Raw genomic sequence first — 24,982 nt, 5'->3', positions numbered from 1 at the left:
GCGGCGCCGGGGGGTTGCGCCGCTTGCCTGCGTGACCGCCGGTGCTGCGCTCCGGTGCGCGTGAGGAGCGCACGTGGTGTCGACCATTGGCAGTCGGTGGGAGGAGCGATGCTGTTGTCTTCGAGGGACCGTGTGTCTGCGAGGGGTCGTGTCTGCCAGGAGCCGTGTGTCTGCCAGGAGCCGTGTGTCTGCCAGGAGCCGTGTGGGGGCGTCGGCTCTCTGTTCCTCGCATCGTGCTGGATGGGTCACGGCCTCCGCAACCGTTTCGACCACTTCTGAACAGATTCCGCCGGTCGGCTCCGGGCGTCCCCGGAGCCGACCGTTTACTGGGTGACCGGGCTGCTGTCCCCTGCCGTCCGGTCACACTGGAGCGAGGTCCCACGACGCACGGCACGATCCGTGCGTCTCATCGCTCCAGCGGAGCCACGCGTGGTTCTTTCGGGCCCGCCCCTGGCTGGCACGGACACCGGGCTCAACGAGGTCGCCGCGGGCCCGGTCACGCGCCGTACGGGTGAGGGGGAACGCGTACGTATGTCTGCCGGACGCGGGTCCGGGCATCCGGCCTCAGATCCGGCCCCGGCACAGCTCGAGCAGCGTCATCGCGAGGGCGGTGCCCGGCTTGCCCAGCGCGTCCCGGTAGTGGCCGAGGACCTCCATCTCGCGGGAGAGGTTCACGCGTCGGCCGCCGGAGGCGATACGGGCCTCCTGGATGACGGCGGAGACGGCCATCCGCTCCTGGATGAGACCGATGATGCGGTCGTCGAGCGAGTCGATGCGTTCACGGGCGTCGCTGATGAGGTTCGCGGCGTCGGCGGTCCGGGCACCGGTCTTCTCGGTGGCTGGGGTGGCTGGGGTGGCTGGGGTGGCTGGGGTGGCTGTGGTGGCGGTGGTGGCTGGGGTGGCTGGGGTGGCGGCGGTGGCTGGGGTGGCGGCGGTGGCGGTCATGCGGGGGCTCCTCGTGGACGGGTGGGCGGTGCCCCGAAGCGACAGGTCCGGGAAACGACGGACGCCCCGGGCCTTGTCGGCCCGGGGCGCCTGGGAAGTCGCTTGTCAGTAGCTCAAGCAGCACGACCATGGCAGCCGGCGGGCCGGTTGCCATAGGTAAAGACGAAGATCGTCGTGTGGTTGAGCATGGGCCCAGTATGCCGTGGGGCAGGACGGTGTCCAAAGGGGCCCGCATGGTGAGACGAGGGGTACGGGCGGCAGGCCTGGCAGCGGCGGGACGGCACCCGTGGCCACCTCGGTAGAATCGGGTGGCACAAGGACCCGCCCAACCGCCGGAAGGCACCCCGTGTCATCAGCGACCCCCGCTGCCGCCGCTCCCGACACCGTCCTGGTCGTCGACTTCGGTGCGCAGTACGCCCAGCTCATCGCCCGTCGCGTCCGCGAGGCCCGGGTCTACAGCGAGATCGTGCCGAGCACCATGCCGGTGAAGGAGATGCTCGCCAAGAACCCTGCGGCGATCATCCTCTCCGGCGGCCCCTCGTCGGTGTACGAGGAGGGCGCCCCCCGTCTCGACCGCGAGATCTTCGAGTCCGGCGTCCCCGTCTTCGGCATGTGCTACGGCTTCCAGCTGATGGCGCAGACGCTCGGCGGCACGGTGGACAACACCGGCGCCCGCGAGTACGGCCGTACGCCGCTGCACGTCTCGAAGCCGTCCTCCACCCTCTTCGAGGGCACCCCGGCCGAGCAGTCCGTGTGGATGTCCCACGGTGACGCCTGCTCCGCCGCCCCGGAGGGCTTCACCGTCACGGCCGCCACGGACGTCGTCCCGGTGGCCGCCTTCGAGAACGACGAGAAGAAGCTGTACGGCGTCCAGTACCACCCGGAGGTCATGCACTCCACGCACGGCCAGCAGGTGCTGGAGCACTTCCTCTACCGCGGCGCGGGCCTGCAGCCGACCTGGACCACGGGCAACGTGATCGAGGAGCAGGTCGAGGCGATCCGCGAGCTGGTCGGTGACAAGCGGGCGATCTGCGGCCTGTCCGGCGGGGTGGACTCCGCCGTCGCCGCCGCCCTCGTCCAGAAGGCCATCGGCTCCCAGCTGACCTGCGTGTACGTCGACCACGGCCTGATGCGCAAGGGCGAGACCGAGCAGGTCGAGAAGGACTTCGTCGCGGCCACCGGCGTCCAGCTGAAGGTCGTCGACGCGGAGGAGCGTTTCCTCACCGCGCTCAAGGGCGTCTCCGACCCCGAGGAGAAGCGGAAGATCATCGGCCGCGAGTTCATCCGGGTCTTCGAGCAGGCCCAGGCGGAGATCATCGCGGACGAGGGTCCTGCGGTCGAGTTCCTCGTCCAGGGCACCCTCTACCCGGACGTGGTCGAGTCCGGTGGCGGCACCGGCACCGCCAACATCAAGTCGCACCACAACGTCGGCGGCCTCCCCGAGGACCTCGAGTTCAAGCTGATCGAGCCGCTGCGCAAGCTCTTCAAGGACGAGGTTCGCATGGTCGGCCAGGAGCTCGGCCTGCCGGAGGAGATCGTCCAGCGCCAGCCGTTCCCCGGCCCGGGGCTCGGCATCCGGATCGTCGGCGAGGTGACGAAGGAGCGTCTCGACCTCCTCCGCGAGGCCGACGCCATCGCCCGCGAGGAACTGACGGCGGCCAGCCTGGACCGGGACATCTGGCAGTGCCCGGTGGTCCTGCTCGCGGACGTCCGCAGCGTCGGCGTCCAGGGCGACGGCCGCACGTACGGCCACCCGATCGTGCTGCGCCCGGTGTCCTCCGAGGACGCCATGACCGCCGACTGGTCCCGGCTCCCGTACGACGTCCTGGCGAAGATCTCCACCCGGATCACCAACGAGGTCCGCGACGTCAACCGCGTGGTCCTGGACGTCACCTCGAAGCCGCCGGGCACCATCGAGTGGGAGTGAGCCCTACGCGCGCTTGAGCGTGCGCAGGGGATGCCCGGGCTGCCAGACCTGGACGACCAGGTACGTGTCGTCCTCGACGTAGGTCCGTACGACCTCCGTCAGCTCGGTGCGGAAGAGGTGGAACGGCTGTGGCGGTTCCACCTCTTTCACGTACGGGTCCTTGGTCTTCGCGTCCTCGACCTCGACGGCCCGCCCGCTGATCCGTACGTCCCCGCCGCCCATGCCGGTGCCCGGTCCCGGGTTCGCCTGGAGCGCGAAGCGGGGGTCGCGGCGCAGGTCCAGCGCCTTCAGCGAGCCGGGCATCATGCCGAGCCACAGCTCGCCGTTCAGGAAGCGGACCTCCAGACCTGTGGTGCGGGGCGAGCCGTCCCTCCGCAGCGTCGCCAGGACGTGGTGGGTGAAGGAACCGAAGCGTTCCTCGACGGTCCGGGCGAGGGCCGGTTCCGCCGTGGCGAAAGCCGCCCAGTTCGTTGACGCGCTCGTTGCCATGCGGTGAGTCTGACGTCGATACCCGACATCTTCTGTCTGGTACCGGCGGCCTTGGGCTTGAGTACAAGGCGCGCGCGGAACCACCCGCGCGGCATCTTTACCAACCAGCGCTGTCATCCTCGCCTGGTCGGCGGTACCTTCCGGCCCGTTGACGAAGTCAAGTGCCGGAGGACCCATGCACGGCCCCACTCCGCCCCCGCCCCTGCCCACCGACCAGCTGCGGTTCGCGATGCCGCCGATGCACGAGTCGGCCGAGGACGAGCGCCGGCACCGCAAGGAGCGGCTCGCGGGCGCGCTGCGGATCTTCGGGCGGCTCGGTTTCGAGGACGGGGTGTCGGGACACATCACCGCACGCGACCCGGAGTTCACGGACTGCTTCTGGGTCAACCCCTTCGGAATGCCGTTCCGGCACGTCACCGTGAGCGACCTGGTGCTCGCCAACCAGGACGGTCAGGTGATCGACGGCCGCTACCACGTGAACCAGGCCGCCTTCACCGTGCACGCCCAGGTCCACGCCGCCCGCCCCGATGTCGTCGCCGTCGCCCACTGCCACTCGGTGCACGGAAGGGCCCTCGCCGCGCTCGGCGATCTGCTGGACCCCATCACCCAGGAGTCCTGCGCCTTCTACGAGGATCACGCCGTGTACGACGCCTACACCGGCGTCGCCGTCGACGCCGAGGAGGGCCGTCGGATCGCGACCGCGCTCGGCAGCCGCAAGGCGCTCGTCCTGCGCAACCACGGGCTGCTGACCGTCGGCGACTCGGTGGACGCGGCGGCCTGGTGGTTCCTGTCCATGGAACGCTCCTGCCAGGTGCAGCTGACCGCGAAGGCCGCGGGACGCCCCGTCCTGATCGACCACCGGCAGGCGGTGGCGACCCGGGAGCAGCTCGGCGGTGACCTGGTGGCCTGGATCAACTACCAGCCCCTGTGGCAGCACATCACCCGCAGCGAACCGGACCTCCTCGGCTGACCCGCCGACGCCGCACCGCCCGCAAACGGCGGACGGGGGCGCCGACGGCCGGCGGCCGGGTCAATCGGGGGTTCGCGGTTTCACCCGCCCGGACCGGACCTGACGGACGCGGGAGGTGTTCCGTACGGCACAATTCGCTGTCGTCACACGGCAGTTGCACGGCGGGGCCGGGTGGCTCCGGTGATCGTACGTCCGGCCCGATCGGGGGCCTGGCGCGGTGTGATGTTGTGGCGCGGGAAGGCGGCAGCGGGCGTGGCGGTGCAGGAGGCGAGGCAGGGCGAGAGGCGCGGGAGCGGCCCGGGTACGCACGAGGGTGGCTGCACCTGCGGGGACTGCCCGCACGGCGCGCGCGAGGGGCACCGGCGCGCGGTCGCCGAGTTCCTGGCGATGCGAGAGGAGTTCGCGTCCGGGCGGGGGCTGCCCGCGGCGGTCGCGCACTCCGCGTCCGCGTCCCGTCAGTGGGTGTCCGACGAGCTGACCCAGTCCGCCGCGGTTGTCGCCGAGCGCGGTCGCGCGGACGCCGAGGCCTGGCTGGGCCGGCTGTGGCGGCGCACGTTGATCGCGGTGTGGGGCGCCGTCGGCGCCCTGTTGCTGGCGCAGGCGCTCACCGCGATCGGTGCCGGGTGGACCGTGGCGCGTACGGCCGGGCTGGTCGCGGCGGTGCTGGTGGGAGCGGCGCTGACCGCCGCCGGGTATCTGCACCGGGCGCGCGGCGGGGCGCTCGCGCCCGTCATCGGGGAGGACAACCGGCTGTCGACCTCCCGCGCGGTGGCCGCCGGCTGGGTGCTGTTCGTCGTGTACGCGGTGCTGGTGCTGGTCGGTGAGCTGACGGCGGCCTCGGCCGAGGGCCGGCGTGATGCGCTGATCGCCGGGCTCGGCCTCGCGCGCGGGGTGGGCGTGGTGACCGTGGTCGCCGTGGTCTGCGGGATCGCGGTTCTGGTGCGGCGGGTGGTGGGGCTGCGGGTGCTCGGCCAGCGGCTGCAGAAGGTACGTGCCGACCGGCCGCGGGCGGCGGACCTGCTCACGGACGATTCGGGGCGGGGCAGCTTCCCGGACACGCAGTATGTGATCGTCAGTGCGGTCGCCCTGGCCTTCGCGGTGGTACGGCTGGCCCGCCGCCCCGACCAGTTGCCCGATCTGCCGTGGGGGCTCGCGCTGCTGGTCCTGGTCTCGGCGGCGACCTACCTCGCCGGGAAGTACGCGGAGGGCGGACGTCCGGTGATCCTCTCGGTGGTCCGGGCGCGGGAGGCGGGGGACCTGGACGCGCCGATCCGCACGGGCGACGACATCGAGATCCGCGGCGCCGGTTTCGTGCCCCCCGGCGCCCACAAGGCGGACCGGCTGTCCCGGATGGTGGTCCGCATCGGCGCCGTGCATGTCCATGTCCCGCTGGTGCCGGTCACCGGCGGCTTCAGCAACCCGACGGACACCCTGCTCACGGTGCCGGTGCCGGCGGATGTGGAACCGGGCAGGGTCGAGGTGCAGGTGGTGACGGCGGCCGGCGTGGAGACCAACCGGGTGACCATCGACGTCACGGAGTGACCGGCCACGGTGCCACGGACCGGGCGAGCAGGCTCCGGTGCCTGGCGCCGCGACCGCCGGGTGCTGTGCCCCGTTCGGCCCAGCCGCGGTGCCCCCGGGTCCGCCGCGCCGAGCCGGGCGTCATCCCGTCGCTGCCGGGTTGATGCCCGAACTCCTGGGGCAAGGGCGGGAAAACTGTGTGCGCAGCGGTTGAGCGGTTGCCCCCTTTCGTACGTATGGTCTGTTGAGGGGCAAGGGCTGGGCACGGCGGGCGAGAGGCGGCGGCACGATGGTTCATGGCATTCGCACGGACTCCCACACCTCCTACGTCGACGAGGGCAGCACCTGGCGGGACACCGCCACCCGGTACGCCCTGCTTCCACTGCGCGTCTTCCTCGGCGTCACCTTCATCTACGCGGGCCTGGACAAACTCACCAACAGCGCCTTCATGCACGCCTCCGGCTCCGGGTCCATCGGCGAGCTGATGCACTCCGTGCGCGGCACGTCCGCGATCCCGGCCCTGGTCGACCTGGCGCTGAAGAACCCCGTCGGCTTCGGCTACGCCATCGCCTTCGGCGAACTCGCCGTCGGCATCGGCACGCTCCTCGGGCTGCTGGGCCGCCTCGCCGCACTCGGCGGCGCGCTGATCTCGCTGAGCCTGTGGCTGACCGTCAGCTGGGCATCGACCCCCTACTACTACGGCAACGACCTCGCCTACCTGATGGCCTGGATCCCGCTGGTCCTCGCGGGCACCCCGGTCCTGTCCCTCGACGCCGCCCTGCGCGCCCGACGACGGCAACGCACGGGCGGCTACCGCTGAGCTTGCAACACGCTCTAGCTAGCCCACGCTCGTCTCCTCCGGTTCGGCCTGACGGCCGGCGCGGGGCGCTCGGTGCCTGCGTATCGCGCGGGTGAGCAGGCCGGTCACGGCCGCGAGGCAGAGACCGCCGATCACGATCGGGAAGATCGCGAACCAGGGTGTCTTCCACGCCCCCTCGGCATCACCCACGTAAGCGACGCCCTCACCGGCCAGGAAGATCCCGGCCACCAGCCGGCCCGGCTGGAACTCATGACGCAGCACGGTCCACCTCCACCTGGCCCACGCCGACCTCCAGGTCGAGGCGCAGCGTGGCCGTCTTCTTCGTCCCGGCCTCGGGGGTGAGCGTCACCTGCCGATGCTTGCCCGGCTCCACGTCCACGTCCTTGGGGGAGTCACCCGGCAACCGGATGTCGCCCACACCGGTGTCGATGTTCAGTTTCACCGTCGCATCCCGAGGGACCACCACCTTCAGCCGACCCACGCCCACCTCGGCCCGGGTCGTCACCGTCTGGTTCCCGGCCGGCCTGAGACGGCTGAGATCCAGAGTGCCGACGCCGTTGCCCAGGTCGTACCTCTCCCGCACGGCGGCCACCGACGTCGGCGCCCAAGTGGTGTGTCTCCACCGGGTGCCGATGTCCCTCGGCAGGGCGGCCGAGCCGGCGAGCAGGGCCGCCGTGAGCACCGCGAGGAAAACCGAGCCCGCTCCCGTACGGCCGAGGAACGAGCTGACCGCGATGCCCAGGCCGAACGCCAACAGCGCGCACGCCAGGCCAGTCTGCAGACTCGTGCCGAGCGACCGGTCGTCCCAGGTCACAAGGGTGCCGAGACCGCCCGCGAGCAGGGCGAGGAGAAAGACCCAGCCGCCTATCCAGCGCGGCCCCCGCGGTCGCGGCCGCTGCTCGGTCCGTATGCGCTCCGCGTACGAGGAGCCGCGGGCGATGGCGACCGCCGCCGCCACATCACGGCCGGCGGTGTCGCTCGGGCCCCACAGATAGCCCGTGCCGCCCACGTGGGTGCCGTCCTTGACGATGGGGTCGCGCCACCAGGAGGGGTAGGCGGCGGGGACGGGGGGTGCCGTGGCCTCCGGCGGGGCGTCGGCCACCGCCTGCGCCGCAATGGGGTTTCCCCTGCTCGAGCGCAGCCGAGAGCTTGGGGAAGGGTCGGGGCCGGGAACGCCGCGCTGCCGCGACCAGTACCCCGCGCCGGCGAGGAGCAGGGAGAGGACGGCTGCGAAGGTCAGCACGCTGCCGTTCCTGAGCATCGACAGGAAGATTCCGCAGCCCACCAGGGCGAAGAGCACCGCGGCCAGGGCCTGACCGTCGACGCGACCGGTCAGCAGCTTGCGGATCTCGTTCTCCTCCTCGTCCTCGTAGGGCACGAGGAGCCAGACGAAGCCGTAGAAGATGAGGCCGAGGCCGCCTGCCGCCGAGAGCACCGCGAGCACGATCCGGAAGATCACCGGATCCATGTCGCACTGCCGGGCCAGGCCCGAACAGACCCCCGCCAGCATCTTGTGCCGCCGGTCACGCCGGAACCGGCCGGGCTCCTCGGCCACCGCCGCGTCGCCGGGTGTGGGGGTTCCCCCGCGTCCGGCCTCGTCCTTCCGGGCGCCGGCCTGCTCGCGCGCCGCCGCACCCGCGCGGGCACCCGGCCCCGGGGGTCCGGCCCCGCCCTCACCCGTGCCGGCGTCCTCTCCTCCGTTCTCGCGCACGGCCGCATCCTGCCGCACGCCCGGGCCCGCCTGCGTGCGCGGCTCGTCATCCGCAGCGGGCGCGGCAGGGCCGGACGCGGGCATGGCCTGCCGCGCGGCTGCGTCCCCCGCCCGGTCTCCCGGCGGCCGGGCACCCCGCTCCCCATCGGGTCCGCGCCCCGCCGTGGAGGCGTGCCCGACGCCAGGGCCGTGCCCCGCCGCGTGCTGCTGATCTGTCATGCGTCCATGGTCGCCGCCGCGGGCGCCCTGCGGCAGTCGGGACGACCCTGGCCCAACCCTGAAATCTGCCCTGACGCCGCCGGGGGGAGGTGTTCGATCACCCGGATTCGAAGATCAGGGGCGTCTAAGGGACCGACCCTGATGCCCGGCCGGTCCCGTCGTGTGACCATCGTTGGCATGCCGGACGCCGCAACGCTGCCCCTCACCGATCCGCGGCCGCCGCGCAAGCTCTACCGCAGCAGCGACGGACGCTGGCTCGGGGGCGTGGCGCGGGGGCTCGCCGGGCATCTCGGGCTGCCCGTGATCTGGGTGCGCCTCGTCTTCGTCGGCCTGTTCCTGGCACACGGCTTCGGCGCGCTGCTGTACGCCGCGTTCTGGTTCTTCGTCCCGCTCGGCGTCGGCGGCGTCGATGACCGGCGCTCCCCTTCCATGGTCGCGACCGAGACCTCACCCCACGGCCGCCGCCGACTCGTCGCCCGCAAGCCCGACCGGGGTCAGATCGTCGCCCTGCTCCTCATGGTCGTCATCGCGCTGACCTTCGTGGGCAGCATGAAGCTCGACGGCGTCGCCAAGGTGTACCTCATACCGGCCGTTCTCGTCGCCGCCGGCGTCGCCCTGGTCTGGCGCCAGGCGGACAACGCCCGGCGGGCCCGCTGGATGGAGGTCGGCAGCCGCCGCCGCACCCTCACCCTGCTGCGTGCCGCGGCCGGTGTCCTGCTGGTCACCGCCGGTGTCTCCGGCGTGTTCGTGCTGCAGGGCTCCGCCGCCCACCTCGGCTCGGTCCTGCAGGCAGCGCTCGCGGTCCTCGTCGGCATCACGCTGCTCGCCGGGCCGTACCTGGTGCGGATGACCCAGGACCTGTCCGAAGAGCGCCTGATGCGCATCCGCGCCCAGGAGCGCGCCGAGGTCGCGGCCCACGTCCACGACTCGGTGCTGCACACCCTGACCCTGATCCAGCGCAACGCGGAGAACGCGGGCGAGGTGCGCCGCCTCGCCCGCGCCCAGGAGCGCGACCTGCGCGCCTGGCTCTACAAACCGGAAGGGACCGGCAAGGACGAGGCGGAAGAGCCCGACTCCCTCGCGGAGGCGGTCCGGCGCAACGCGGCGGAGGTGGAGGACAAGCACGGGGTACCCATAGAGGTCGTCATCGTCGGCGACTGCCCCCTCGACGAACGGATAGGCGCACAGATGCAGGCCGCGCGCGAAGCGATGGTGAACGCCGCCAAGTACGGTGGCGAGGGCGGCGCCGTCCAGGTCTACGCCGAGGTCGAGGGCAAGACGGTGTTCGTGTCCGTCCGCGACCGCGGCCCCGGCTTCGACCTCGACGCGATACCCGCCGACCGCATGGGTGTCAGAGAATCGATCATCGGCCGAATGGAGCGCAACGGCGGCACGGCACGGCTGCGCGCGGTGCCGGACGGCGGCACCGAGGTCGAGCTGGAGATGGAGAGGGCGGAGACGACGTCATGAGCGACACGAACGGGGAGGCCGCGGTGTCCGGCGGAAACGCGGACCGGCGGGTGCGGGTCGTACTCGTCGACGACCACCGGATGTTCCGCACGGGAGTGCAGGCGGAGATCGGACAGACGGAACTGACCGGCGTCGAGGTCGTCGGTGAGGCGGCCGACGTCGACCAGGCGGTCGCGGTCATCACCGCCACCCGCCCCGAGGTCGTCCTCCTCGACGTCCACCTGCCGGGTGGCGGCGGGGTGGAGGTGCTGCGCCGCTGCGCCTCGCTGACGGCCGACCCCGAGCGGCCGGTGCGCTTCCTGGCGCTGTCGGTGTCGGACGCCGCCGAGGATGTGATCGGTGTGATCCGGGGCGGGGCCCGCGGCTATGTGACGAAGACGATCACCGGCTCGGACCTCGTCGACTCCATCTTCCGCGTGCAGGAGGGGGACGCCGTCTTCTCCCCGCGCCTGGCCGGCTTCGTCCTGGACGCGTTCGCCTCGACCGACGCCCCGCCCGTCGACGAGGACCTGGACCGCCTCACCCAGCGCGAACGCGAGGTCCTGCGCCTGATCGCCCGCGGCTATGCGTACAAGGAGATCGCCAAGCAACTGTTCATCTCGGTGAAGACGGTGGAGTCCCATGTCTCGGCGGTCCTGCGCAAGCTCCAGTTGTCGAACCGCCACGAACTGACCCGCTGGGCGACGGCACGCCGGCTGGTGTGAGCGCGGGCCCGTCCGGATCACACCACCCGCGTGGCCCCCGCGAACGGCATCTCGTCGATCGGTGCCAGGCGGACCGGTGCCGACGGGTTCGGGGCGTGGATCATCTGACCGTGGCCGATGTAGATCCCCACATGGCTGACCCCGGAGTAGAAGAACACCAGGTCTCCGGGGAGGAGTTCGGAGCGCGAGACGCGGCGGCCCGCGTCGATCTGGGAGTAGGTCGTCCGCGGCAGGGAGATGCCCGCCGAGCGGTACGCGGCCTGCACCAGGCCCGAGCAGTCGAAGGCGTCCGGGCCGGTCGCGCCCCAGACGTAGGGGCTGCCGAGCTTGGCGTACGCGTACGCCACCGCGGCCGCCGCCCGGGCGTCCGGGGCCTGAGCCGTCGCCGTCGCGGCCGAGACCGCACCCGATACCGCGCCCAGCGGATCGCGCCCTTCGGACCGCGACGCCCGCCCCGCGCCCCCGTCCGCCGCAAGCTGCGCCCGCTGTCCCTGCGTGAGCTGGGACAGCAGCTGTCGTGCTGCGCCCAGCTTTTCGTTGATCGTCCGCTTCTGTCGCCGTAGCTCCGCCTGCCGGGACGTCAGTGAGGCCAGCTCGACGCGTGCCGCACCGCGCAGCCGTTCGATCTCGCGCAGCTGGTCGCGTACCCGCGTCACGGCTGCCGCCTGCCGATTGTCCACCCGCTCGGCGAACGCGGCGTTGTCGAGGTACTGCCCGGGATCCGAGGACAGCAGGAGTCGCACTGCCGGGTCGAGGCCGCCGTCGCGGTACTGTGCCGCCGCCGCGGAGCCCAGTGCCTCCCGCGCGGAGTTCAGCCGGTCCGTCCGGCGGGCCGCCTCGTCCCGCAGGGCGTTCAGCCGTTTCTGCGCCTCATCCGCCTGCTCCTTGGCGCCGTCGTACTTCTCGGTGGCGGCCTCCGCCTCCTGGTACAACGTGTCGACCTTGGCCTTGACCTGGGCCGGCGAGAGCGGCGGCGCTGCATGGCCCGTGCCGTCGAAGCCGGTCGCGGTCGCCGCTCCCGCGAGGGCGATCGTGGCGGCGGTGCGGGCTGTGCCGCCGCCGAGCGAACGCTGTCTGGGCTTGCGGTGCGCTGCCACCTGGACGTCACGTCCTTTCGTACGACCGCCGGGGCCATGGGCGGTGTCACGTGTCCGGCGGCGGACCGCACAGGGGGAACGGGCCGCCGCCGGACTTCTCGGCGGTGGTACCCGACGGCCGCCCCTGGCCCGGGCGGCGATGGGGAGCCGGGCACCTGGGGGAGGACGCTAAACCCGTCCGTGATGCGATGGTGACCGGATGTGCGGAAGTGGCGTGACCGGACTGACGGTGACCGTATGTAGCCGTGATCCCCGTGCGGGGTCGCCGTCTTCACGCTCAGCGATGACCGATGCGGCGGATCCCGCGCATCGGGCCGTCGCCGAGTGCTATAGGGCGCATATATGCAGTCGGGCGGGAGGGTCGAGCGAGCGGCGTCACATCCGCAGGGGTGGTGTCAGCGGACACAAGCGGGCTGATTAGGCTCCGGCCCCATGGACGTACTCATCCACCTCTTCGTCGGCCTGCACATCGTCGGCATCGCCGCGCTCCTCGGCGGCTTCCTCACCCAGATGAAGGCGATGGGTCAGGGAACAGCACGCTTCGTGCCCGGGATGCTGCACGGCGCGCTGACCATGCTGGTCACGGGGGTGGTGCTGGTCGGTCTCAACCAGGCGGACCACCACTCGGTCAACACGATCAAGATCGGGATCAAGCTGGCCCTGCTGATCGTCATCCTCGGCCTGGTCTATGTGAAGCGGGACGAGGAGACCGTCGAGAAGCCCCTCTTCGGCCTCGTCGGCGCCGCGACGCTGGCGAACATCTTCATCGCCGTGCTCTGGACCTGACGCCGTCCACGGCGGAGTCGACGGCTCCGGCGAGGACCAGGAACCAGGCGGCCACCGCGATCCACAGCAGTACCCGGCCGAGGCCGCGCAGCCACGGCACGCCGACCGAGGAGGCGACGGACAGCGCCGCCAGCGCCGTCATCCCCATCGGGAACGCGGTCGACCAGCGCCGGACGTCGTAGTGGAGCCGAGGCCGCAGCACCTCGCCCACCGCCAGGGCGGCGTAGCAGGCCAGGGCGAGGACGAGGAGGGCGACGGTGACGCCGCGCAGGACACCGCTGTCGTCGTTGTTCCACAGGTAGAGCCCTTTGTGTGCGGCGCTCATGAGCTGCGAACCGGCCAGCGCCGAGATGGCGAGCCCTCCGGCCATGATCCAGTGGTCGCCCGGCCCGTTCACCACCTGCCGAAAGTCGAAGCAGCCCAGCCCGATCAGGTAGAACACCAGCCCGAGCCAGAAGAACACCAGCGCCGCGTGGGCGAGCCACGCCACCCCCACGGCCGCCGCGAGCAGCGCTCCCAGCACCGCGATGCCCTCCGCCGCCACGCACCCGAGGAACACCGCACCGGGCATCCGGCGCTCCCAGTTCGGCACGGTCAACGGGACCAGGCAGGCCCAGAGCACCACGGCCAGTGCGAGCAGCGCCTCGGCGAGCGCTTGCCCGTCCAGAGCGGACACTCCCGAGCCCAGCACGGTGGTCGCCGGCACCACGGTGAGCGCCGTCGGTGAACCCGCCCGGGCCCGCCACTGCGCCCGGTCCCACAGCAGTTGCAGGGCGATGTCGGCGGCGAGCGCCAGCCAGGCGGCGCCCGCCAGGATCAGGGCGATGCGGGAGAGAACCTGGGCGCCGGTCAGGTGCAGCCCGACCGACAGGACGCCGGTCGCCATCACGGCGGCCCCGGTGGCGGGCGGACGCGGCGCCCACCAGGCGCGCAGCGCGGAGGTCCCTGACATGCGCCCGATGCTAGGTACGCGGACAGGCGCTCGTACGGGGGCACGCGCGTCGAAGGCGGAAAACAACCCCACGCGCGCGTGCCCGGCAGGCGTTGGTCATGCCGGTCGCACCGCACTGCGGATGATCGACGTGCCCCCGGAGTAGATCGACTCCTCGCGGACGTACGCCCCCGGCTTCGGCGCGTGGATCATCATGCCGTTGCCGATGTAGAGGCCGACATGGCTGATGTCGTCGTAGAAGAAGATCAGATCACCGGGTCGCGCGTCGGTGAGCGGGACCGTCGTGCCCACGTTCACCTGGTCGTAGGTGGTGCGCGGCAGTGACACCCCGGCGGCCCTCCACGCGGCCTGGGTCAGGCCCGAGCAGTCGTACGAGCCGGGCCCGGTGGCGCCCCACACGTACGGCTTGCCGACCTGCGCACGGGCGAACGCCAGCGCCTCGGCGGCCTTCGTCGCGTACGCGGAGTCCGTGGAGTCCGTGGCGGAGCCCGGCGAGCCGGGCGTGGTGGTGGACGACGACTGGCGCTGTGCCGCCTGCTGGCGTGCCAGCTCCTCGGCCTGCCGCCGCGCCACCTCCTGCTTCTCCTTCTCCAGCGCAGCGAGCCGTGCCTTCTCCTGCGCGGTCAGCTCCGACAGCAGGGCACGCGCGGTGGCGAGCTTCTTCTGGACGTCCGCCTTGGCCGAACGCAGCGTCTGCTGCGAGTCGGTGAGCGACCGCAGGTTCTCGGTGGCCTCCTGCCGCTTCCTCATCGTCGCGGCCTGCGCGGTGGCGTACTCGTCGACCGCTTCCTTCTGACGGCTGGTGAGCCGGCTCATCAGCTGGGTCTGGTCGAAGTAGTCCTGCGGCGTGTCGGCCAGGAGGAAGGTGGCCGTGTCGGGGGCCGCCTCCCCGGCGCGGTACTGGGCCGCGGCGAAGGAACCCAGCCGGTCCCGTGTCTCGCCCAGCTTCTGGGCGCGTCTTGCGACGTCGTCGAGGAGCGCGGCGACGCGTCCCCGCTGCCGGTCCGCCTTCTCCTTGGCCCCGTTGTACCGTTCGGAGGCCGATTCGGCGCGGCGGTAGAGCTCGTCGACCTTCTTCTCGACGTCCTCGACGCTCGGCCTGCCGTCGGCGGAGGGCGCGGCGTCGGCGCTCTGCGGGAGCAGCGCCACGGAGGTGAGGGCCGCCGTCGCGAGGACGGGGGTGCGTATGCCGGCGAAGCGCGTGCCCGAGGGGCGCGCCTTGCGGTGCGGCGCCATGAAGGGCGTCTCCTTCCGTAGTCCGCCTACCGGGTTAGCTGTCGGGTTCGGGCTCGGTGGGGGGGTTGCGGAAGGTGTGCCCTACGGCCGTGCCCCGCAGGGCGGTTGGCCGATTCACCCCAGGTCGGGGGGCCCCGGCTCCGGTGGCCACGGGGCACCGGACTCGGCGGAGGCCGCGCGGCCCGGCGACCTTCGCCGGTGGGGGTCGTGCGGCCTGACCGGCACGGTAGCCAACTGCTGTGGCTGCTGTGAAGGTTGATGCGTGATATGCCCGATGCGTTTTCGTGACCTTCCTCGTGGCGGCGCTCTCTGGGAGCGCAGGGTGAACGGTTGATTCCGGTAGGTCGCGGTGGCTCGGGCGGTCGCCTTTCGAGGGGAGTTTCCAGGGCGGCGGCGGGTTGTCGGTGGGGCGGCCTAGACTCGGAGAGCGATGAGCAGCCTCTTTGACGACAGCTTCCTGGCGGACCTCAAGGCCACTCCGGCCCATGAGGAGGAGCCCCCGCCGCCCGATGACGATCACGCTCCGGAGCCGGTTCCGGACGATCTGTTCGGCGGGAAGTTCGACCTGCCACCGGACAGGGACGCCTATTACCGCAACGGCGCGCACCGCCCTGCCGTCGACATGGAGGCGCTGCTGGAGGGGTTGAACGAGAACCAGCGCGCGGCCGTCGTGCACGCCGGCTCCCCGCTGCTCATCGTGGCCGGCGCCGGCTCCGGCAAGACCCGTGTGCTCACCCACCGCATCGCGTACCTGCTGGCCGAGCGGGGCATCCACCCCGGGCAGATCCTCGCGATCACCTTCACCAACAAGGCCGCGGGCGAGATGAAGGAGCGCGTCGAGCAGCTCGTCGGCCCGCGCGCGAACGCGATGTGGGTGATGACGTTCCACAGCGCCTGCGTCCGCATCCTGCGCCGGGAGAGCAAGAAGCTCGGCTTCACCTCCTCCTTCTCCATCTACGACGCCGCCGACAGCAAGCGCCTGATGGCCCTCGTCTGCCGCGACCTGGACCTGGACCCCAAGCGCTTCCCGCCCAAGTCCTTCAGCGCCAAGATCTCCAACCTGAAGAACGAGCTGATCGACGAGGAGGACTTCGCCGCCCAGGCGTCCGACGGCTTCGAGAAGACCCTCGCCCAGGCGTACGCGCTCTACCAGTCCCGCCTTCGCGAGGCGAACGCGCTCGACTTCGACGACCTGATCATGACGACGGTCAACCTGCTGCGCGCCTTCCCGGACGTCGCCGAGCACTACCGCCGCCGCTTCCGCCATGTGCTCGTCGACGAGTACCAGGACACCAACCACGCCCAGTACGCCCTGGTGCGCGAGCTCGTCGGCACCTCTGAGCACCCGGCGGACGTCCCGCCCGGCGAGCACGACGTCCCGCCCGCCGAACTGTGCGTCGTCGGCGACGCCGACCAGTCGATCTACGCCTTCCGCGGCGCGACCATCCGCAACATCCTCCAGTTCGAGGAGGACTACCCGGACGCCACGACGATCCTGCTGGAGCAGAACTACCGCTCCACGCAGACCATCCTGAGCGCAGCCAACGCGGTCATCGAACGCAACGAGTCCCGCCGCCCCAAGAACCTGTGGACCAATGCGGGCGCCGGCGCCCGGATCACCGGCTATGTCGCCGACACCGAGCACGACGAGGCGCAGTTCGTCGCCGACGAGATAGACCGGCTCACGGACGCGGGCGAGGCGAAGGCGGGCGACGTCGCCGTCTTCTACCGCACCAACGCCCAGTCCCGTGTCTTCGAAGAGGTCTTCATCCGCGTCGGCCTGCCCTACAAGGTCGTCGGCGGCGTCCGCTTCTACGAGCGCAAGGAGGTCCGGGACGTCCTCGCCTACCTGCGGGTGCTGGCGAACCCGGAGGACTCCGTGCCGCTGCGGCGCATCCTGAACGTGCCCAAGCGGGGCATCGGCGAGCGCGCCGAGGCGATGATCGACGCCCTCGCCCAGCGCGAGAAGATCAGCTTCGCGCAGGCGCTGCGCCGCGTGGACGAGGCGTACGGCATGGCGGCCCGCTCCACCAACGCGGTCAAACGGTTCAACGTGCTCATGGAGGAGCTGCGCACGATCGTGGAGTCGGGCGCCGGACCGGCCACGGTCCTCGAGGCCGTCCTCGAACGCACCGGCTACCTGGCCGAGTTGCAGTCCTCGACCGACCCCCAGGACGAGACCCGGATCGAGAACCTTCAGGAACTCGCCGCTGTGGCCCTGGAGTTCGAACAGGAGCGCGGCGAGGGTGCGGAGACCGCAGGGACCGCCGCCCCTGGCACCCTGGCCGACTTCCTGGAGCAGGTCGCACTCGTCGCCGACTCCGACCAGATCCCCGACGACGAAGGGGGCGACGGCGTCATCACGCTGATGACCCTGCACACCGCGAAGGGCCTCGAGTTCCCGGTGGTGTTCCTGACGGGCATGGAGGACGGCGTCTTCCCGCACATGCGTGCGCTCGGTCAGACGAAGGAACTGGAGGAGGAGCGGCGCCTGGCGTACGTCGGCATCACCCGTGCGCGGGAGCGGCTGTACCTGACGCGGTCGGCGATGCGCAGCGCCTGGGGCCAGCCGTCGTACAACCCGCCCTCGCGGTTCCTGGAGGAGATCCCGGAGCAGCACGTGGAGTGGAAGCGGAAGGGCGGTGTCTCCGCAGCGGGGTCGTCCGGACCGCTTTCGGGGGTGGCGGCCTCGTTGTCGTCCTCCCGCTCCCGCTCGTCGGCGGCGGGCGCGAGCGGGTTCGCCACGCGCCGGGGCGGTGCGACGGAGCGGCCGGTGGTCTCGGTGGCGGTGGGCGACCGTGTCACCCATGACCAGTTCGGGCTGGGGACGGTCGTGGCTGTGAAGGGCACGGGGTCGAACGCGGAGGCGACGATCGACTTCGGGGACGAGAAGCCGAAGCGACTGCTGCTGCGGTACGCGCCGGTGGAGAAGTTGTAGCCGCGCGTCCGGGCCCTCGCTGGACGGCGGGGGCTCGCCGCGGAGCCGGTCGGTCAGGCAGCCGGTCGGCCGAGGAGCCGGTCGGTCAGGTCGGGTCGAGCCCGTGGCTCCGCAGCCACGGCAGCGGGTCTATCGCGGCGCCGCCGCTGGGTCGCACCTCGAAGTGGAGGTGCGGTCCGGTGGAGTTGCCCGAGTTGCCGGAGTACGCGATCGGCTGACCGGCCTTCACCGTCGCGCCGGAGGGGACCCGGTAGCTGGAGAGGTGGCAGTACCAGGTCTGCGTGCCGTCCTTGGCCGTCACGATCAGCATGTTGCCGTACGCGCTGTTCCACTTGGTCTGCACGGTGCCGTCGGTCGCGGCCATCACCGTCGTCCCGTACGACACCGGGAAGTCGATGCCGGTGTGCACGGACATCCAGTTGACGCCCGCCTGGCCGAAGTAGGCGCTGAGGCCTTTCTGCAGGACCGGCAGCGCGAACTTGGGGCGCAGCCGCTCCTTGAGCGCCGCCTCGGCCGCCGCCTTCTTCTGCTCGGCCACTTGCTGGGCCTTGAGGTCGATACGTTCCTGGGTGCGACTCGCCCGGTCCGCGAAGTCGTTCGCGCCCGCGGAGAGGTTCGCGAGCTGGGAGTCCAGCTTGTTGTTGGCGGCGGACGGCTTCACCGGTGTGTCAGCGGCGCTCGCCGTGGTGTCCTTGCCGTCGTCCCCGCCCACGCCGACGGTCGCCGCGGCGATCCCGGCGACCCCCATCACACACACCGACGGCACCGCGACCGTGAGCAGCGCGGACCGCCTCGCCGGGGTGCGACGCCGGGAACGGCTCGCGGCACGGGATGCGGCACGTGAGGACGGGACGGGCGTGCGCTCCTCCTGGTCGTCGACCAACGAGACGTCGCCGACCGTTCCTGACGGGACGTCGTCGTCGGTGGGTCGCTCGGACGGGAGCTGATCGAAGGTGGCGGTGGCTGCCCGGTGACCGAAGGGCTCGGCGTCGGCGAAACGCTCGGCGTCGGCGAAGGGATCGGCGTCGGTGAAGGGCTCCGGGACGACGTGTTCGAAGCTGCCGGTGGCCGCTTGTTCCGTTTCGTGTTCCGGGCTGCCCGCAGAGTTCCACTGCGTGGCGTCGTAGGCACCCGTGTCGAAGTTCTGCGTGCCCCACTCCCACTGCTGGGTGAGGACCGTCGACTGCTCCGCCTCCAGCCAGGCCTGGGCGTCCCACTGGCCGGTGGCGTCGGGGGCCGGGGCCTGTGCGGGAATCGCGGCCAGCTGCTGGTAGCCGGCCGCCCACTCCGCCGTGTCATGGGCGCCGGTGTCGAACGCGGCGTGGTGCTGGGCGGCGTACGGGTCGTAGTGCGGCGTCTGGTGCGTGCCGGTGCCGAACGTGTCGTGGCTTCCGGTGGACCACTGGCCCGTGTGGTACGAGCCGGTCCCGGCATCGTCCGGGAGGTTGCCGAAGAGGGGATCGGCCGTGAAGGCCGCGGTGGAGTCGGCGTAGGTCGTGAACTCACCGTACTGGCCACCCTGGGGGCCGTACGACGCGTACTGCGCCGAGGCGGCATCGGGGGCCGGGGCCGGGGGTGTTGCGATCCCCGACGGGTGACGGTCGTTCACCGACTTCTCTTTCGCCTCGACAACAGGGGCTGCCAGAGCAGTGCGGCGACTGTACCCGGCGGTACGCGGGCGCGACAATCTTCCGCAGGTTTCCGGCAGGCAGGAAACGGGCATTCGGCCGTGTTTCGGCGGTCACCGCACGAGGCTTTGGCGCTGCGTTCGATGAACGTTCGAAGGCGCGTGGGTGACTGGGAGCTGTCGGGCGGCTGTGCCGGTGCTGTGTCGAGCGCGGATGCCGGGTGCGGATGCCGGGTGGTGTGTGTGTCAGGCGTGGCGCGCGGCGGGGCGTCACGCCACCGTGAGGCCGCCGGTGTGGGCCACGGTCGCCGCCGGCTCCTCGAGGTCCAGCGCCTGCCGTATCCCCGCCGCGACCGCGGGGTGCACCGGCAGGGCCAGATGGCCGATGCCGCTCACCCGGATGTTCTGCGCCACCAGGTCCGGATGGTCGACACATGCCGCCTCGAGCGGATCCATCAGCGGGTCCAGGTCGCTCCAGAAGCTCACGAAGTGCGTACGGCAGCCGGGGGCCGGCTCATGCAGCTCCTCGATCAGCTCCGACCCCGGACGCATCTGGCGCACGATGGGGTGGGCGTTCGCGAGTGGGGCGACGCGGGTGCCGGAGTGGGGTGTACCGAGCGTGACGAGCCTGCGGACGCGGAGGTCGCCGCCGAGCCGCTGCACGTAGTACCGCGCGATCAGGCCGCCCAGGCTGTGCCCGACGATGTCCACCTGCCGCTGGCCGGTGCGCTCGCAGATCTCCTCCACATGCCGACCGAGCAGCTCCGCGGCCGTGCGGATGTCGCATGTCAACGGAGAGTAATTGAGCGACTCGATGTGCTGACGGCCGTGCTGGGCGAGGTTCCGCCGCAGCAGGACGAAGACCGAGCGGTTGTCGATGAAACCGTGCAGAAGGATCACCGGGGGTTTGGCCTCGGTGGGCAGCTTGGCGGTGTCCGGAGGGGGCGGGAGCGGGGCGCAGCGGCGCTCCTGGATGATTCCCGACGGATACAGGAGCAGATGTCCGGCGAGAATCGCCAGCTCCAGGGCGGTCGCCTTCAGCAGCGCGATGGAGAGTCCGGCCAGTCTGCTGGGGAACAGGCGCTGGCACAGTGGAACCAGAGGCTCTACTACCCCGGTGACCTTCATTGGCCGACCTCCCGTCGGCACGCGCGAGGACTTCCATGTCCCCCGGGTGCCCTCATGGAAAGCCGTGGCAGTGGCCTGCGGGGCAGGTGCCGCGGGTACGGCCGTGCCGCGGGTGCGGCGCGTGCGGCGCCGGTGCGCGACGGGCGCCGTTTTCGTCGTGGTGACGTGAACCCGCCCGCCTCGTGGCGTGGTGTCCCGTCCTCCTCGTACGGGTGATGCTCCCCGCTTTCGTGCCCTTGCATTCCTTTCGCCGGCGGTACCCCACCACCACGGCGCCCCGCTGGTGGGGCGGTGGTGCGGCCGCCTTGGTGCGGCTCTCCTTGCGCACGATCCCCTCGGACCACGGCGCTCGAGCCGCTGCTGCGGCGCGTGTGCCGCGGGGAGGGGGGACCCTGCGCGGCGAACGTGTCCCATTGTGTGATTTCCCCCTCGGTCACCACCGTGAAACTGCCGGTTGCGGGATGCTGGCGATAACGTTCGTTCACTTCCCGGGTCGGTACGACACGGGGCGCCGGTGCCGGCGGGGCCTGATCCGACGGTGCGAGGCGTGCCGACCGTGCGGTCCGTGTGTCCGCCGGTGCGGTGATGTGGCGGCAGGCGGTCCATCGGTACAGGGTGTGTGTAGTCGCTTCATGGAGGCAGTGATGGGTGTGGCAGCCGGTCCGATCCGCGTGGTGGTGGCCAAGCCGGGGCTCGACGGCCACGATCGCGGGGCCAAGGTGATCGCGCGGGCGCTGCGCGATGCGGGAATGGAGGTCATCTACACCGGTCTCCACCAGACGCCCGAGCAGATCGTCGACACGGCGATCCAGGAGGACGCCGACGCGATCGGACTGTCGATCCTCTCCGGGGCGCACAACACGCTGTTCGCCGCGGTGATCGCCCTGCTGAAGGAGCGTGACGCGGAGGACATCCTGGTCTTCGGCGGCGGCATCATCCCCGAGGCGGACATCCCCCCGCTGAAGGAGAAGGGCGTCGCGGAGATCTTCACGCCGGGGGCTACGACCGCGTCGATCGTCGACTGGGTACGGGCGAACGTGCGGCAGCCGGCCGAGGCGTGATACCCGGGCGGTGCCGTTCGCGCCTCCGCAGGTACGACGCCGTCTCAGGCGCGACCTGCGGAGACCGGACACGCCCGCTGCGGCGGGCTGGTCGAAGTCCGGCGCGGAGGGACGGGCGCCGGGCGGAAGGACCGACGGCTGGATGGAAGGGCCGATGGCTGGATGGAAGGACCGACGGCTGGGTGGAGCCCCGGGCTCACGCATCCCGCAGTTCCTCCACCATCGCTGCCCGTAGCCGCAGCGTCGTCGTCAGGCGCTGGAACGCCTCCGCCCAGTAGCCGCCCGCACCCGGAGAGGCGTCCTCCGGCTCGTCCGGTATCGCCGTCAGCGCATCCAGGTGGCTCGCCTCCGCCGGGTCGAGGCACCGCTCCGCCAGTCCCATCACCCCGCTGAAGCTCCACGGGTAACTTCCGGCGTCGCGTGCGATGTTGAGGGCGTCGACGACGGCACGGCCCAAGGGAGCGGCCCAGGGCACCGCGCACACCCCGAGGAGCTGGAACGCCTCCGACAGGCCGTGGGTGGCGATGAACCCGGCGACCCAGTCGGCCCGTTCCCCGGGGGTCAGCGTCGACAGCAGCTTCGCCCGCTCAGCCAGGGACACCGCCCCGGGGCCCGCGGCCTCCGGTGCGGACGGCGGACCGAGCAGGGCCCGCGACCAGGCGGCATCCCGCTGCCGTACCGCCGCCCGGCACCAGGCCCCGTGCAGTTCGCTCCGCCAGTCGTCCGCCACCGGCAGCGCCACGATCTCCTCCGGCGTAAGCCCCCCGAGCCGGACCGGCCATGTGCCGAGCGGCGCCGCCTCCACCAACTGGCCGAGCCACCACGACCGTTCGCCTCGCCCCGCCGGTGGTTTCGGCACCACCCCGTCGCGCTCCATACCGGGATCGCACTCGTGCGGCGCCTCGACCACGATCGTCGGCTCCCCCTGGGTCGGGTCGACCGCGACGCAGGCCGCCGCCCGCGTCGCCATCCGCCCGGCCAGGGCCGAATCCGGCAGCGCGGACAGCAACTCCGCCGCCGTCGCCCGCACATTGCGGCTGCGGTCGGAGAGCGCCTGCTCCAGGAAGGTCTCGTCCGCGGGCTCCAGTCCCGTGCGCAACGAGTCGAGGAACATCAGGCGGTCCTCGGCCCGCTCCGTCGTCCACGTACCGGCGAGCAGGTCCCGAGCGAGGGCGGGGTGCCGTGCGCGGAGCGCGGTGAGCAGGGCCACCCGCTCGGCGAACAGGCCCTCCCGCCACAGTCGTCGGACGCGGTCCGGCTCCTGAGGCGGCGGCAGATCGGAGCCGCCGCCGGGCACGGAGCGCAGCGCGAAGCGCCACTCCGGGTTCATCCGGGCCAGCCACAGGGCGCGCGGGCCGGCGAAGGCCAGCGCCGCCGACCGCAGGTCCGTGCGGGCGCGGGCCGCGTCCAGCAGCGCCGGGAGCGTCTGCGGGGGTGGCGCGTAGCCGCGTTCGTTGGCCAGCGCCAGCCACTGCGGCAGCAGCTCCATGAGGTCGGGGGCCGTCCCCCGGCGGCCGCCACCGCCCGTGCCGGGGCGGTCGGACAGCAGCAGGGCCAGTCTGCGGGCTGCCGCGGGCGGCAGCGGTGGGCGGGGGTCCGCCGCCGCGGGCTCCGGGCGCGGTGCGGCCGGTGCGGGGCGCAGCCCGGCCCTGCGGCGGACGGTCTCCACGGCGGCCAGGTCCAGCAGTGCCGTCGGAGCCTGGGCGCCGGACGGCAGCCAGGGCGGGGTGCGCCGGTCGGTGCCCAGCAGGGCCACCGTGACAAGCTCCTCCCAGGGCACGGCGGAGGACGTGTCCGCGGGAGCGGGAGTCGCACTCATGTCAGTCCCTTCCGGGCCGGTACGGGTGGTACGGGGTGGGTGCGGGTGGGTGCGGGGTCGGTACGGAGTCGTCGGTAGGGGGTGTCGTCAGCACAGCGGGACCGCCTCTCCGGCACCCTCCGGCCAGGCGGTGAGCGGAGTGAAGCCGCGGTGGCCGCACTCGCCGAAGACCGTGACCGGGGCGCCGCCCGACAGCGCGACCAATCGCCACAGCCCCGGCCGGCCGCCCGCCGACGGCGTCAGGGGCAGCGCGGTGCCGCGGTCCGCGTCCGCCAACTGCCAGGAGCCGTCGAGCGGAGTCGGTATGACCTGGCCCAGCGTCACGGGGTACGAGTCCAGCCACGGGTCGGCCTGGAGGGCTTCCCCATAGCGCGCCGCCGCGTCCTGCGTCGTCATGCCCGGCGGTCTCGTCGCTGCCGGGGCCGGGGGCGTGAACTGCTCGCCCAGCGCCGCCCGCAGCTGCCCCGCGCCCGGGTAGGACGACACGTCGGCCTCGAAGGCCCGTCCCACCGGCAGAGCCAGCTCGGGCGCGCGTCCTGCCGCTCCATAGGAAAGGAGGAGCACCGTGCGGTCGGACTTCTCCCCGTACAGCCAGATCCGGCGTGTGGTCAGCCGGGCGTCCGAGGTGTCGTACTGCGCCAGCACCAGCCAGCGGTCACGGACGGGCGGACCGTCGGGCGAACCCGCCAGGCCGACGCGCGAGCGGACCGTCGCCGCCAGCCCCTCCGGCAGCCGCTCACGCCTCAGCCAGGCCCGGTCCAGCAGGTGCAGCAGCGCGCACTCCTCCAACAGCCGCACCGGCCAACCCGGCCCCGACGCCGGCAGCGCGCCCAACTCCCGTACCCGCCCGGCCAGTCCCGGAGCCTGCGCGTCGACCATGCGGGCCGCCGTCTCCTCCCACAGCCCGTACCCCGCCTGCTCGACCGCGGCCAGGCCGCCGCGCAGCAGATCGGCCAGGCGCTGCTCCAGCTCCGTCGCCCCCGCCGTGATCCGCTCGGCCCGTCGCTCCGCCCTGCGCCGGGCCGCCTCCGGGTCGGCGGACGCGGCCGACGGGGAGACGCCGGCCGTCCGCTTCTCCTGCGCACGCTGACGGCGTCCCTTGATCCACTGCTCCGCCCAGTCCGGCTGCCGTGCCCGCGGGACCGCGCCGTCGCCACCCGCCCAGAGCAGCAGCAGCCCCAGCGCGTGCTTGCACGGGAACTTCCGGCTCGGGCAACTGCACTTGTACGCCGGCCCGGCCGCGTCCGAGAGGTCGACGACCGTTTGATACGGCTTGCTGCCACTGCCCTCGCACAGCCCCCACACCGTCCCCTCGCCGGAACTGCCCGTCCCCGACCACGGCCCGGCCGTGCCGAGTTTGCTTCCCGCTTTGCGTGACGCCACATCAGGTGCCAGTGCCAGCACCTGGTCCGCCGTCCAGCGCTCCCCCTGCCAAGTCATGTCGTCGACGGTAGGTCCCGGCACTGACAATCGACCCCCGCGACGGCGTCTGCGCAGGTCACGACGCGTTGTCAGTGGTGTGGTGCACGGTGGGTGACAGATCCGAACCGGCCGAGCTGGAG

The 24,982-nt window shown here is 72.0% G+C and carries 20 protein-coding genes and 1 riboswitch; of the genes, 9 read left to right on the top strand and 11 right to left on the bottom strand.

The features are described from left to right. Nucleotides 1-564: 564 nt before the first annotated feature. The gene (locus ACFYZJ_RS24895) at nucleotides 565-945 is read right to left on the bottom strand and encodes a chorismate mutase (RefSeq protein ID WP_388571425.1); all 381 of its coding nucleotides are present in this window, start codon (nucleotides 943-945) and stop codon (nucleotides 565-567) included. 346 nt (nucleotides 946-1,291) lie between these two features. Between ACFYZJ_RS24895 and guaA the strand changes: the two genes are divergently transcribed. Beyond that, nucleotides 1,292-2,872 (top strand): glutamine-hydrolyzing GMP synthase, encoded by a 1,581-nt coding sequence (gene guaA, locus ACFYZJ_RS24890; protein ID WP_388571424.1) that lies wholly within the window; start codon nucleotides 1,292-1,294, stop codon nucleotides 2,870-2,872. Between the two features lie 3 nt (nucleotides 2,873-2,875). On the opposite strand, the gene ACFYZJ_RS24885 is transcribed toward guaA, so the two are convergent. After that, nucleotides 2,876-3,361 (bottom strand): pyridoxamine 5'-phosphate oxidase family protein, encoded by a 486-nt coding sequence (locus tag ACFYZJ_RS24885; protein ID WP_388571422.1) that lies wholly within the window; start codon nucleotides 3,359-3,361, stop codon nucleotides 2,876-2,878. Nucleotides 3,362-3,536: 175 nt separating this feature from the next. Here ACFYZJ_RS24885 and ACFYZJ_RS24880 point away from each other — a divergent pair, with 175 nt between their 5' ends. The 3 genes from ACFYZJ_RS24880 to ACFYZJ_RS24870 all read left to right on the top strand — a co-directional run bounded on the left by ACFYZJ_RS24880 (nucleotide 3,537) and on the right by ACFYZJ_RS24870 (nucleotide 6,672). Beyond that, nucleotides 3,537-4,331 (top strand): class II aldolase/adducin family protein, encoded by a 795-nt coding sequence (locus tag ACFYZJ_RS24880; protein WP_388571420.1) that lies wholly within the window; start codon nucleotides 3,537-3,539, stop codon nucleotides 4,329-4,331. Between the two features lie 252 nt (nucleotides 4,332-4,583). Continuing rightward, complete coding sequence (locus tag ACFYZJ_RS24875) at nucleotides 4,584-5,873, top strand: hypothetical protein (RefSeq protein ID WP_388571418.1); 1,290 nt, start codon at nucleotides 4,584-4,586, stop codon at nucleotides 5,871-5,873. A gap of 268 nt (nucleotides 5,874-6,141) precedes the next feature. Next, the gene (locus tag ACFYZJ_RS24870; RefSeq protein WP_388571417.1) at nucleotides 6,142-6,672 is read left to right on the top strand and encodes a TQO small subunit DoxD; all 531 of its coding nucleotides are present in this window, start codon (nucleotides 6,142-6,144) and stop codon (nucleotides 6,670-6,672) included. An 18-nt stretch (nucleotides 6,673-6,690) separates the two neighbouring features. On the opposite strand, the gene ACFYZJ_RS24865 is transcribed toward ACFYZJ_RS24870, so the two are convergent. After that, complete coding sequence (locus ACFYZJ_RS24865; RefSeq protein WP_388571415.1) at nucleotides 6,691-6,933, bottom strand: hypothetical protein; 243 nt, start codon at nucleotides 6,931-6,933, stop codon at nucleotides 6,691-6,693. Continuing rightward, a complete protein-coding gene (locus ACFYZJ_RS24860) occupies nucleotides 6,920-8,602 on the bottom strand; it encodes a PspC domain-containing protein (protein ID WP_388571413.1) in 1,683 nt (560 codons plus the stop codon). The genes ACFYZJ_RS24865 and ACFYZJ_RS24860 overlap by 14 nt, the downstream gene beginning before the upstream one ends. A gap of 177 nt (nucleotides 8,603-8,779) precedes the next feature. Here ACFYZJ_RS24860 and ACFYZJ_RS24855 point away from each other — a divergent pair, with 177 nt between their 5' ends. Beyond that, the gene (locus ACFYZJ_RS24855) at nucleotides 8,780-10,072 is read left to right on the top strand and encodes a PspC domain-containing protein (RefSeq protein ID WP_388571412.1); all 1,293 of its coding nucleotides are present in this window, start codon (nucleotides 8,780-8,782) and stop codon (nucleotides 10,070-10,072) included. Further along, a complete protein-coding gene (locus ACFYZJ_RS24850) occupies nucleotides 10,069-10,776 on the top strand; it encodes a LuxR C-terminal-related transcriptional regulator (protein ID WP_388571410.1) in 708 nt (235 codons plus the stop codon). The genes ACFYZJ_RS24855 and ACFYZJ_RS24850 overlap by 4 nt, the downstream gene beginning before the upstream one ends. 17 nt (nucleotides 10,777-10,793) lie before the next feature. Here ACFYZJ_RS24850 and ACFYZJ_RS24845 read toward each other — a convergent pair whose 3' ends face one another. Beyond that, a complete protein-coding gene (locus tag ACFYZJ_RS24845) occupies nucleotides 10,794-11,873 on the bottom strand; it encodes an NlpC/P60 family protein (RefSeq protein ID WP_388571409.1) in 1,080 nt (359 codons plus the stop codon). Between the two features lie 432 nt (nucleotides 11,874-12,305). On the opposite strand from ACFYZJ_RS24845, the gene ACFYZJ_RS24840 reads away from it, so the two are divergent. Then, complete coding sequence (locus ACFYZJ_RS24840) at nucleotides 12,306-12,659, top strand: hypothetical protein (RefSeq protein ID WP_388571407.1); 354 nt, start codon at nucleotides 12,306-12,308, stop codon at nucleotides 12,657-12,659. On the opposite strand, the gene ACFYZJ_RS24835 is transcribed toward ACFYZJ_RS24840, so the two are convergent. Beyond that, on the bottom strand, nucleotides 12,637-13,611 hold the full coding sequence (locus ACFYZJ_RS24835) for a tellurite resistance/C4-dicarboxylate transporter family protein (protein ID WP_388571405.1): 975 nt from the start codon (nucleotides 13,609-13,611) through the stop codon (nucleotides 12,637-12,639). The two genes, ACFYZJ_RS24840 and ACFYZJ_RS24835, sit on opposite strands and share 23 nt — an antisense overlap. 96 nt (nucleotides 13,612-13,707) lie before the next feature. Continuing rightward, nucleotides 13,708-14,847, bottom strand: a complete 1,140-nt coding sequence (locus ACFYZJ_RS24830) for an NlpC/P60 family protein (RefSeq protein WP_388571403.1) — start codon at nucleotides 14,845-14,847, stop codon at nucleotides 13,708-13,710. A 7-nt stretch (nucleotides 14,848-14,854) separates the two neighbouring features. After that, a riboswitch (cyclic di-AMP (ydaO/yuaA leader) is annotated at nucleotides 14,855-15,026 on the bottom strand. 251 nt (nucleotides 15,027-15,277) lie between these two features. On the opposite strand from ACFYZJ_RS24830, the gene pcrA reads away from it, so the two are divergent. Next, nucleotides 15,278-17,785 (top strand): DNA helicase PcrA, encoded by a 2,508-nt coding sequence (gene pcrA, locus ACFYZJ_RS24825; RefSeq protein ID WP_388571401.1) that lies wholly within the window; start codon nucleotides 15,278-15,280, stop codon nucleotides 17,783-17,785. Nucleotides 17,786-17,870: 85 nt separating this feature from the next. Here the strand turns inward: pcrA and ACFYZJ_RS24820 are convergent, their stop codons facing one another. Together ACFYZJ_RS24820 and ACFYZJ_RS24815 are read right to left on the bottom strand one after the other, a co-directional pair. Then, nucleotides 17,871-19,394, bottom strand: coding sequence for a M23 family metallopeptidase (locus tag ACFYZJ_RS24820; RefSeq protein WP_388571400.1), 1,524 nt, complete (start codon nucleotides 19,392-19,394; stop codon nucleotides 17,871-17,873). A 288-nt stretch (nucleotides 19,395-19,682) separates the two neighbouring features. Further along, complete coding sequence (locus ACFYZJ_RS24815) at nucleotides 19,683-20,540, bottom strand: lipase family alpha/beta hydrolase (protein WP_388571398.1); 858 nt, start codon at nucleotides 20,538-20,540, stop codon at nucleotides 19,683-19,685. A 644-nt stretch (nucleotides 20,541-21,184) separates the two neighbouring features. Between ACFYZJ_RS24815 and ACFYZJ_RS24810 the strand changes: the two genes are divergently transcribed. Next, entirely contained in the window at nucleotides 21,185-21,601 is a 417-nt protein-coding gene (locus ACFYZJ_RS24810) for a cobalamin B12-binding domain-containing protein (RefSeq protein WP_388571396.1), read from the top strand. Between the two features lie 196 nt (nucleotides 21,602-21,797). On the opposite strand, the gene ACFYZJ_RS24805 is transcribed toward ACFYZJ_RS24810, so the two are convergent. Both ACFYZJ_RS24805 and ACFYZJ_RS24800 read right to left on the bottom strand, forming a co-directional pair. Then, complete coding sequence (locus ACFYZJ_RS24805; protein ID WP_388571395.1) at nucleotides 21,798-23,420, bottom strand: DUF5691 domain-containing protein; 1,623 nt, start codon at nucleotides 23,418-23,420, stop codon at nucleotides 21,798-21,800. A gap of 87 nt (nucleotides 23,421-23,507) precedes the next feature. Beyond that, a complete protein-coding gene (locus ACFYZJ_RS24800; protein WP_388571393.1) occupies nucleotides 23,508-24,860 on the bottom strand; it encodes an SWIM zinc finger family protein in 1,353 nt (450 codons plus the stop codon). Nucleotides 24,861-24,982 lie beyond the last annotated feature (122 nt).

It is taken from the genome of Streptomyces sp. NPDC001848 (assembly GCF_042891915.1).
Lineage (GTDB): Bacteria > Actinomycetota > Actinomycetes > Streptomycetales > Streptomycetaceae > Streptomyces.
This window is presented reverse-complemented; position numbering and strand designations above follow the sequence as displayed.

What these genes read in the sequence shown, in the direction of transcription:
- ACFYZJ_RS24895 (WP_388571425.1), bottom strand. Translation starts at nt 945, where the DNA reads ATGACCGCCACCGCCGCCACCCCAGCCACCGCCGCCACCCCAGCCACC.
- ACFYZJ_RS24885 (WP_388571422.1), bottom strand. Translation starts at nt 3,361, where the DNA reads ATGGCAACGAGCGCGTCAACGAACTGGGCGGCTTTCGCCACGGCGGAA.
- ACFYZJ_RS24880 (WP_388571420.1), top strand. Translation starts at nt 3,537, where the DNA reads ATGCACGGCCCCACTCCGCCCCCGCCCCTGCCCACCGACCAGCTGCGG.
- ACFYZJ_RS24870 (WP_388571417.1), top strand. Translation starts at nt 6,142, where the DNA reads ATGGTTCATGGCATTCGCACGGACTCCCACACCTCCTACGTCGACGAG.
- ACFYZJ_RS24860 (WP_388571413.1), bottom strand. Translation starts at nt 8,602, where the DNA reads ATGACAGATCAGCAGCACGCGGCGGGGCACGGCCCTGGCGTCGGGCAC.
- ACFYZJ_RS24855 (WP_388571412.1), top strand. Translation starts at nt 8,780, where the DNA reads ATGCCGGACGCCGCAACGCTGCCCCTCACCGATCCGCGGCCGCCGCGC.
- ACFYZJ_RS24850 (WP_388571410.1), top strand. Translation starts at nt 10,069, where the DNA reads ATGAGCGACACGAACGGGGAGGCCGCGGTGTCCGGCGGAAACGCGGAC.
- ACFYZJ_RS24840 (WP_388571407.1), top strand. Translation starts at nt 12,306, where the DNA reads ATGGACGTACTCATCCACCTCTTCGTCGGCCTGCACATCGTCGGCATC.
- ACFYZJ_RS24835 (WP_388571405.1), bottom strand. Translation starts at nt 13,611, where the DNA reads ATGTCAGGGACCTCCGCGCTGCGCGCCTGGTGGGCGCCGCGTCCGCCC.
- ACFYZJ_RS24830 (WP_388571403.1), bottom strand. Translation starts at nt 14,847, where the DNA reads ATGGCGCCGCACCGCAAGGCGCGCCCCTCGGGCACGCGCTTCGCCGGC.
- pcrA (WP_388571401.1), top strand. Translation starts at nt 15,278, where the DNA reads ATGAGCAGCCTCTTTGACGACAGCTTCCTGGCGGACCTCAAGGCCACT.
- ACFYZJ_RS24815 (WP_388571398.1), bottom strand. Translation starts at nt 20,540, where the DNA reads ATGAAGGTCACCGGGGTAGTAGAGCCTCTGGTTCCACTGTGCCAGCGC.
- ACFYZJ_RS24810 (WP_388571396.1), top strand. Translation starts at nt 21,185, where the DNA reads ATGGGTGTGGCAGCCGGTCCGATCCGCGTGGTGGTGGCCAAGCCGGGG.
- ACFYZJ_RS24805 (WP_388571395.1), bottom strand. Translation starts at nt 23,420, where the DNA reads ATGAGTGCGACTCCCGCTCCCGCGGACACGTCCTCCGCCGTGCCCTGG.
- ACFYZJ_RS24800 (WP_388571393.1), bottom strand. Translation starts at nt 24,860, where the DNA reads ATGACTTGGCAGGGGGAGCGCTGGACGGCGGACCAGGTGCTGGCACTG.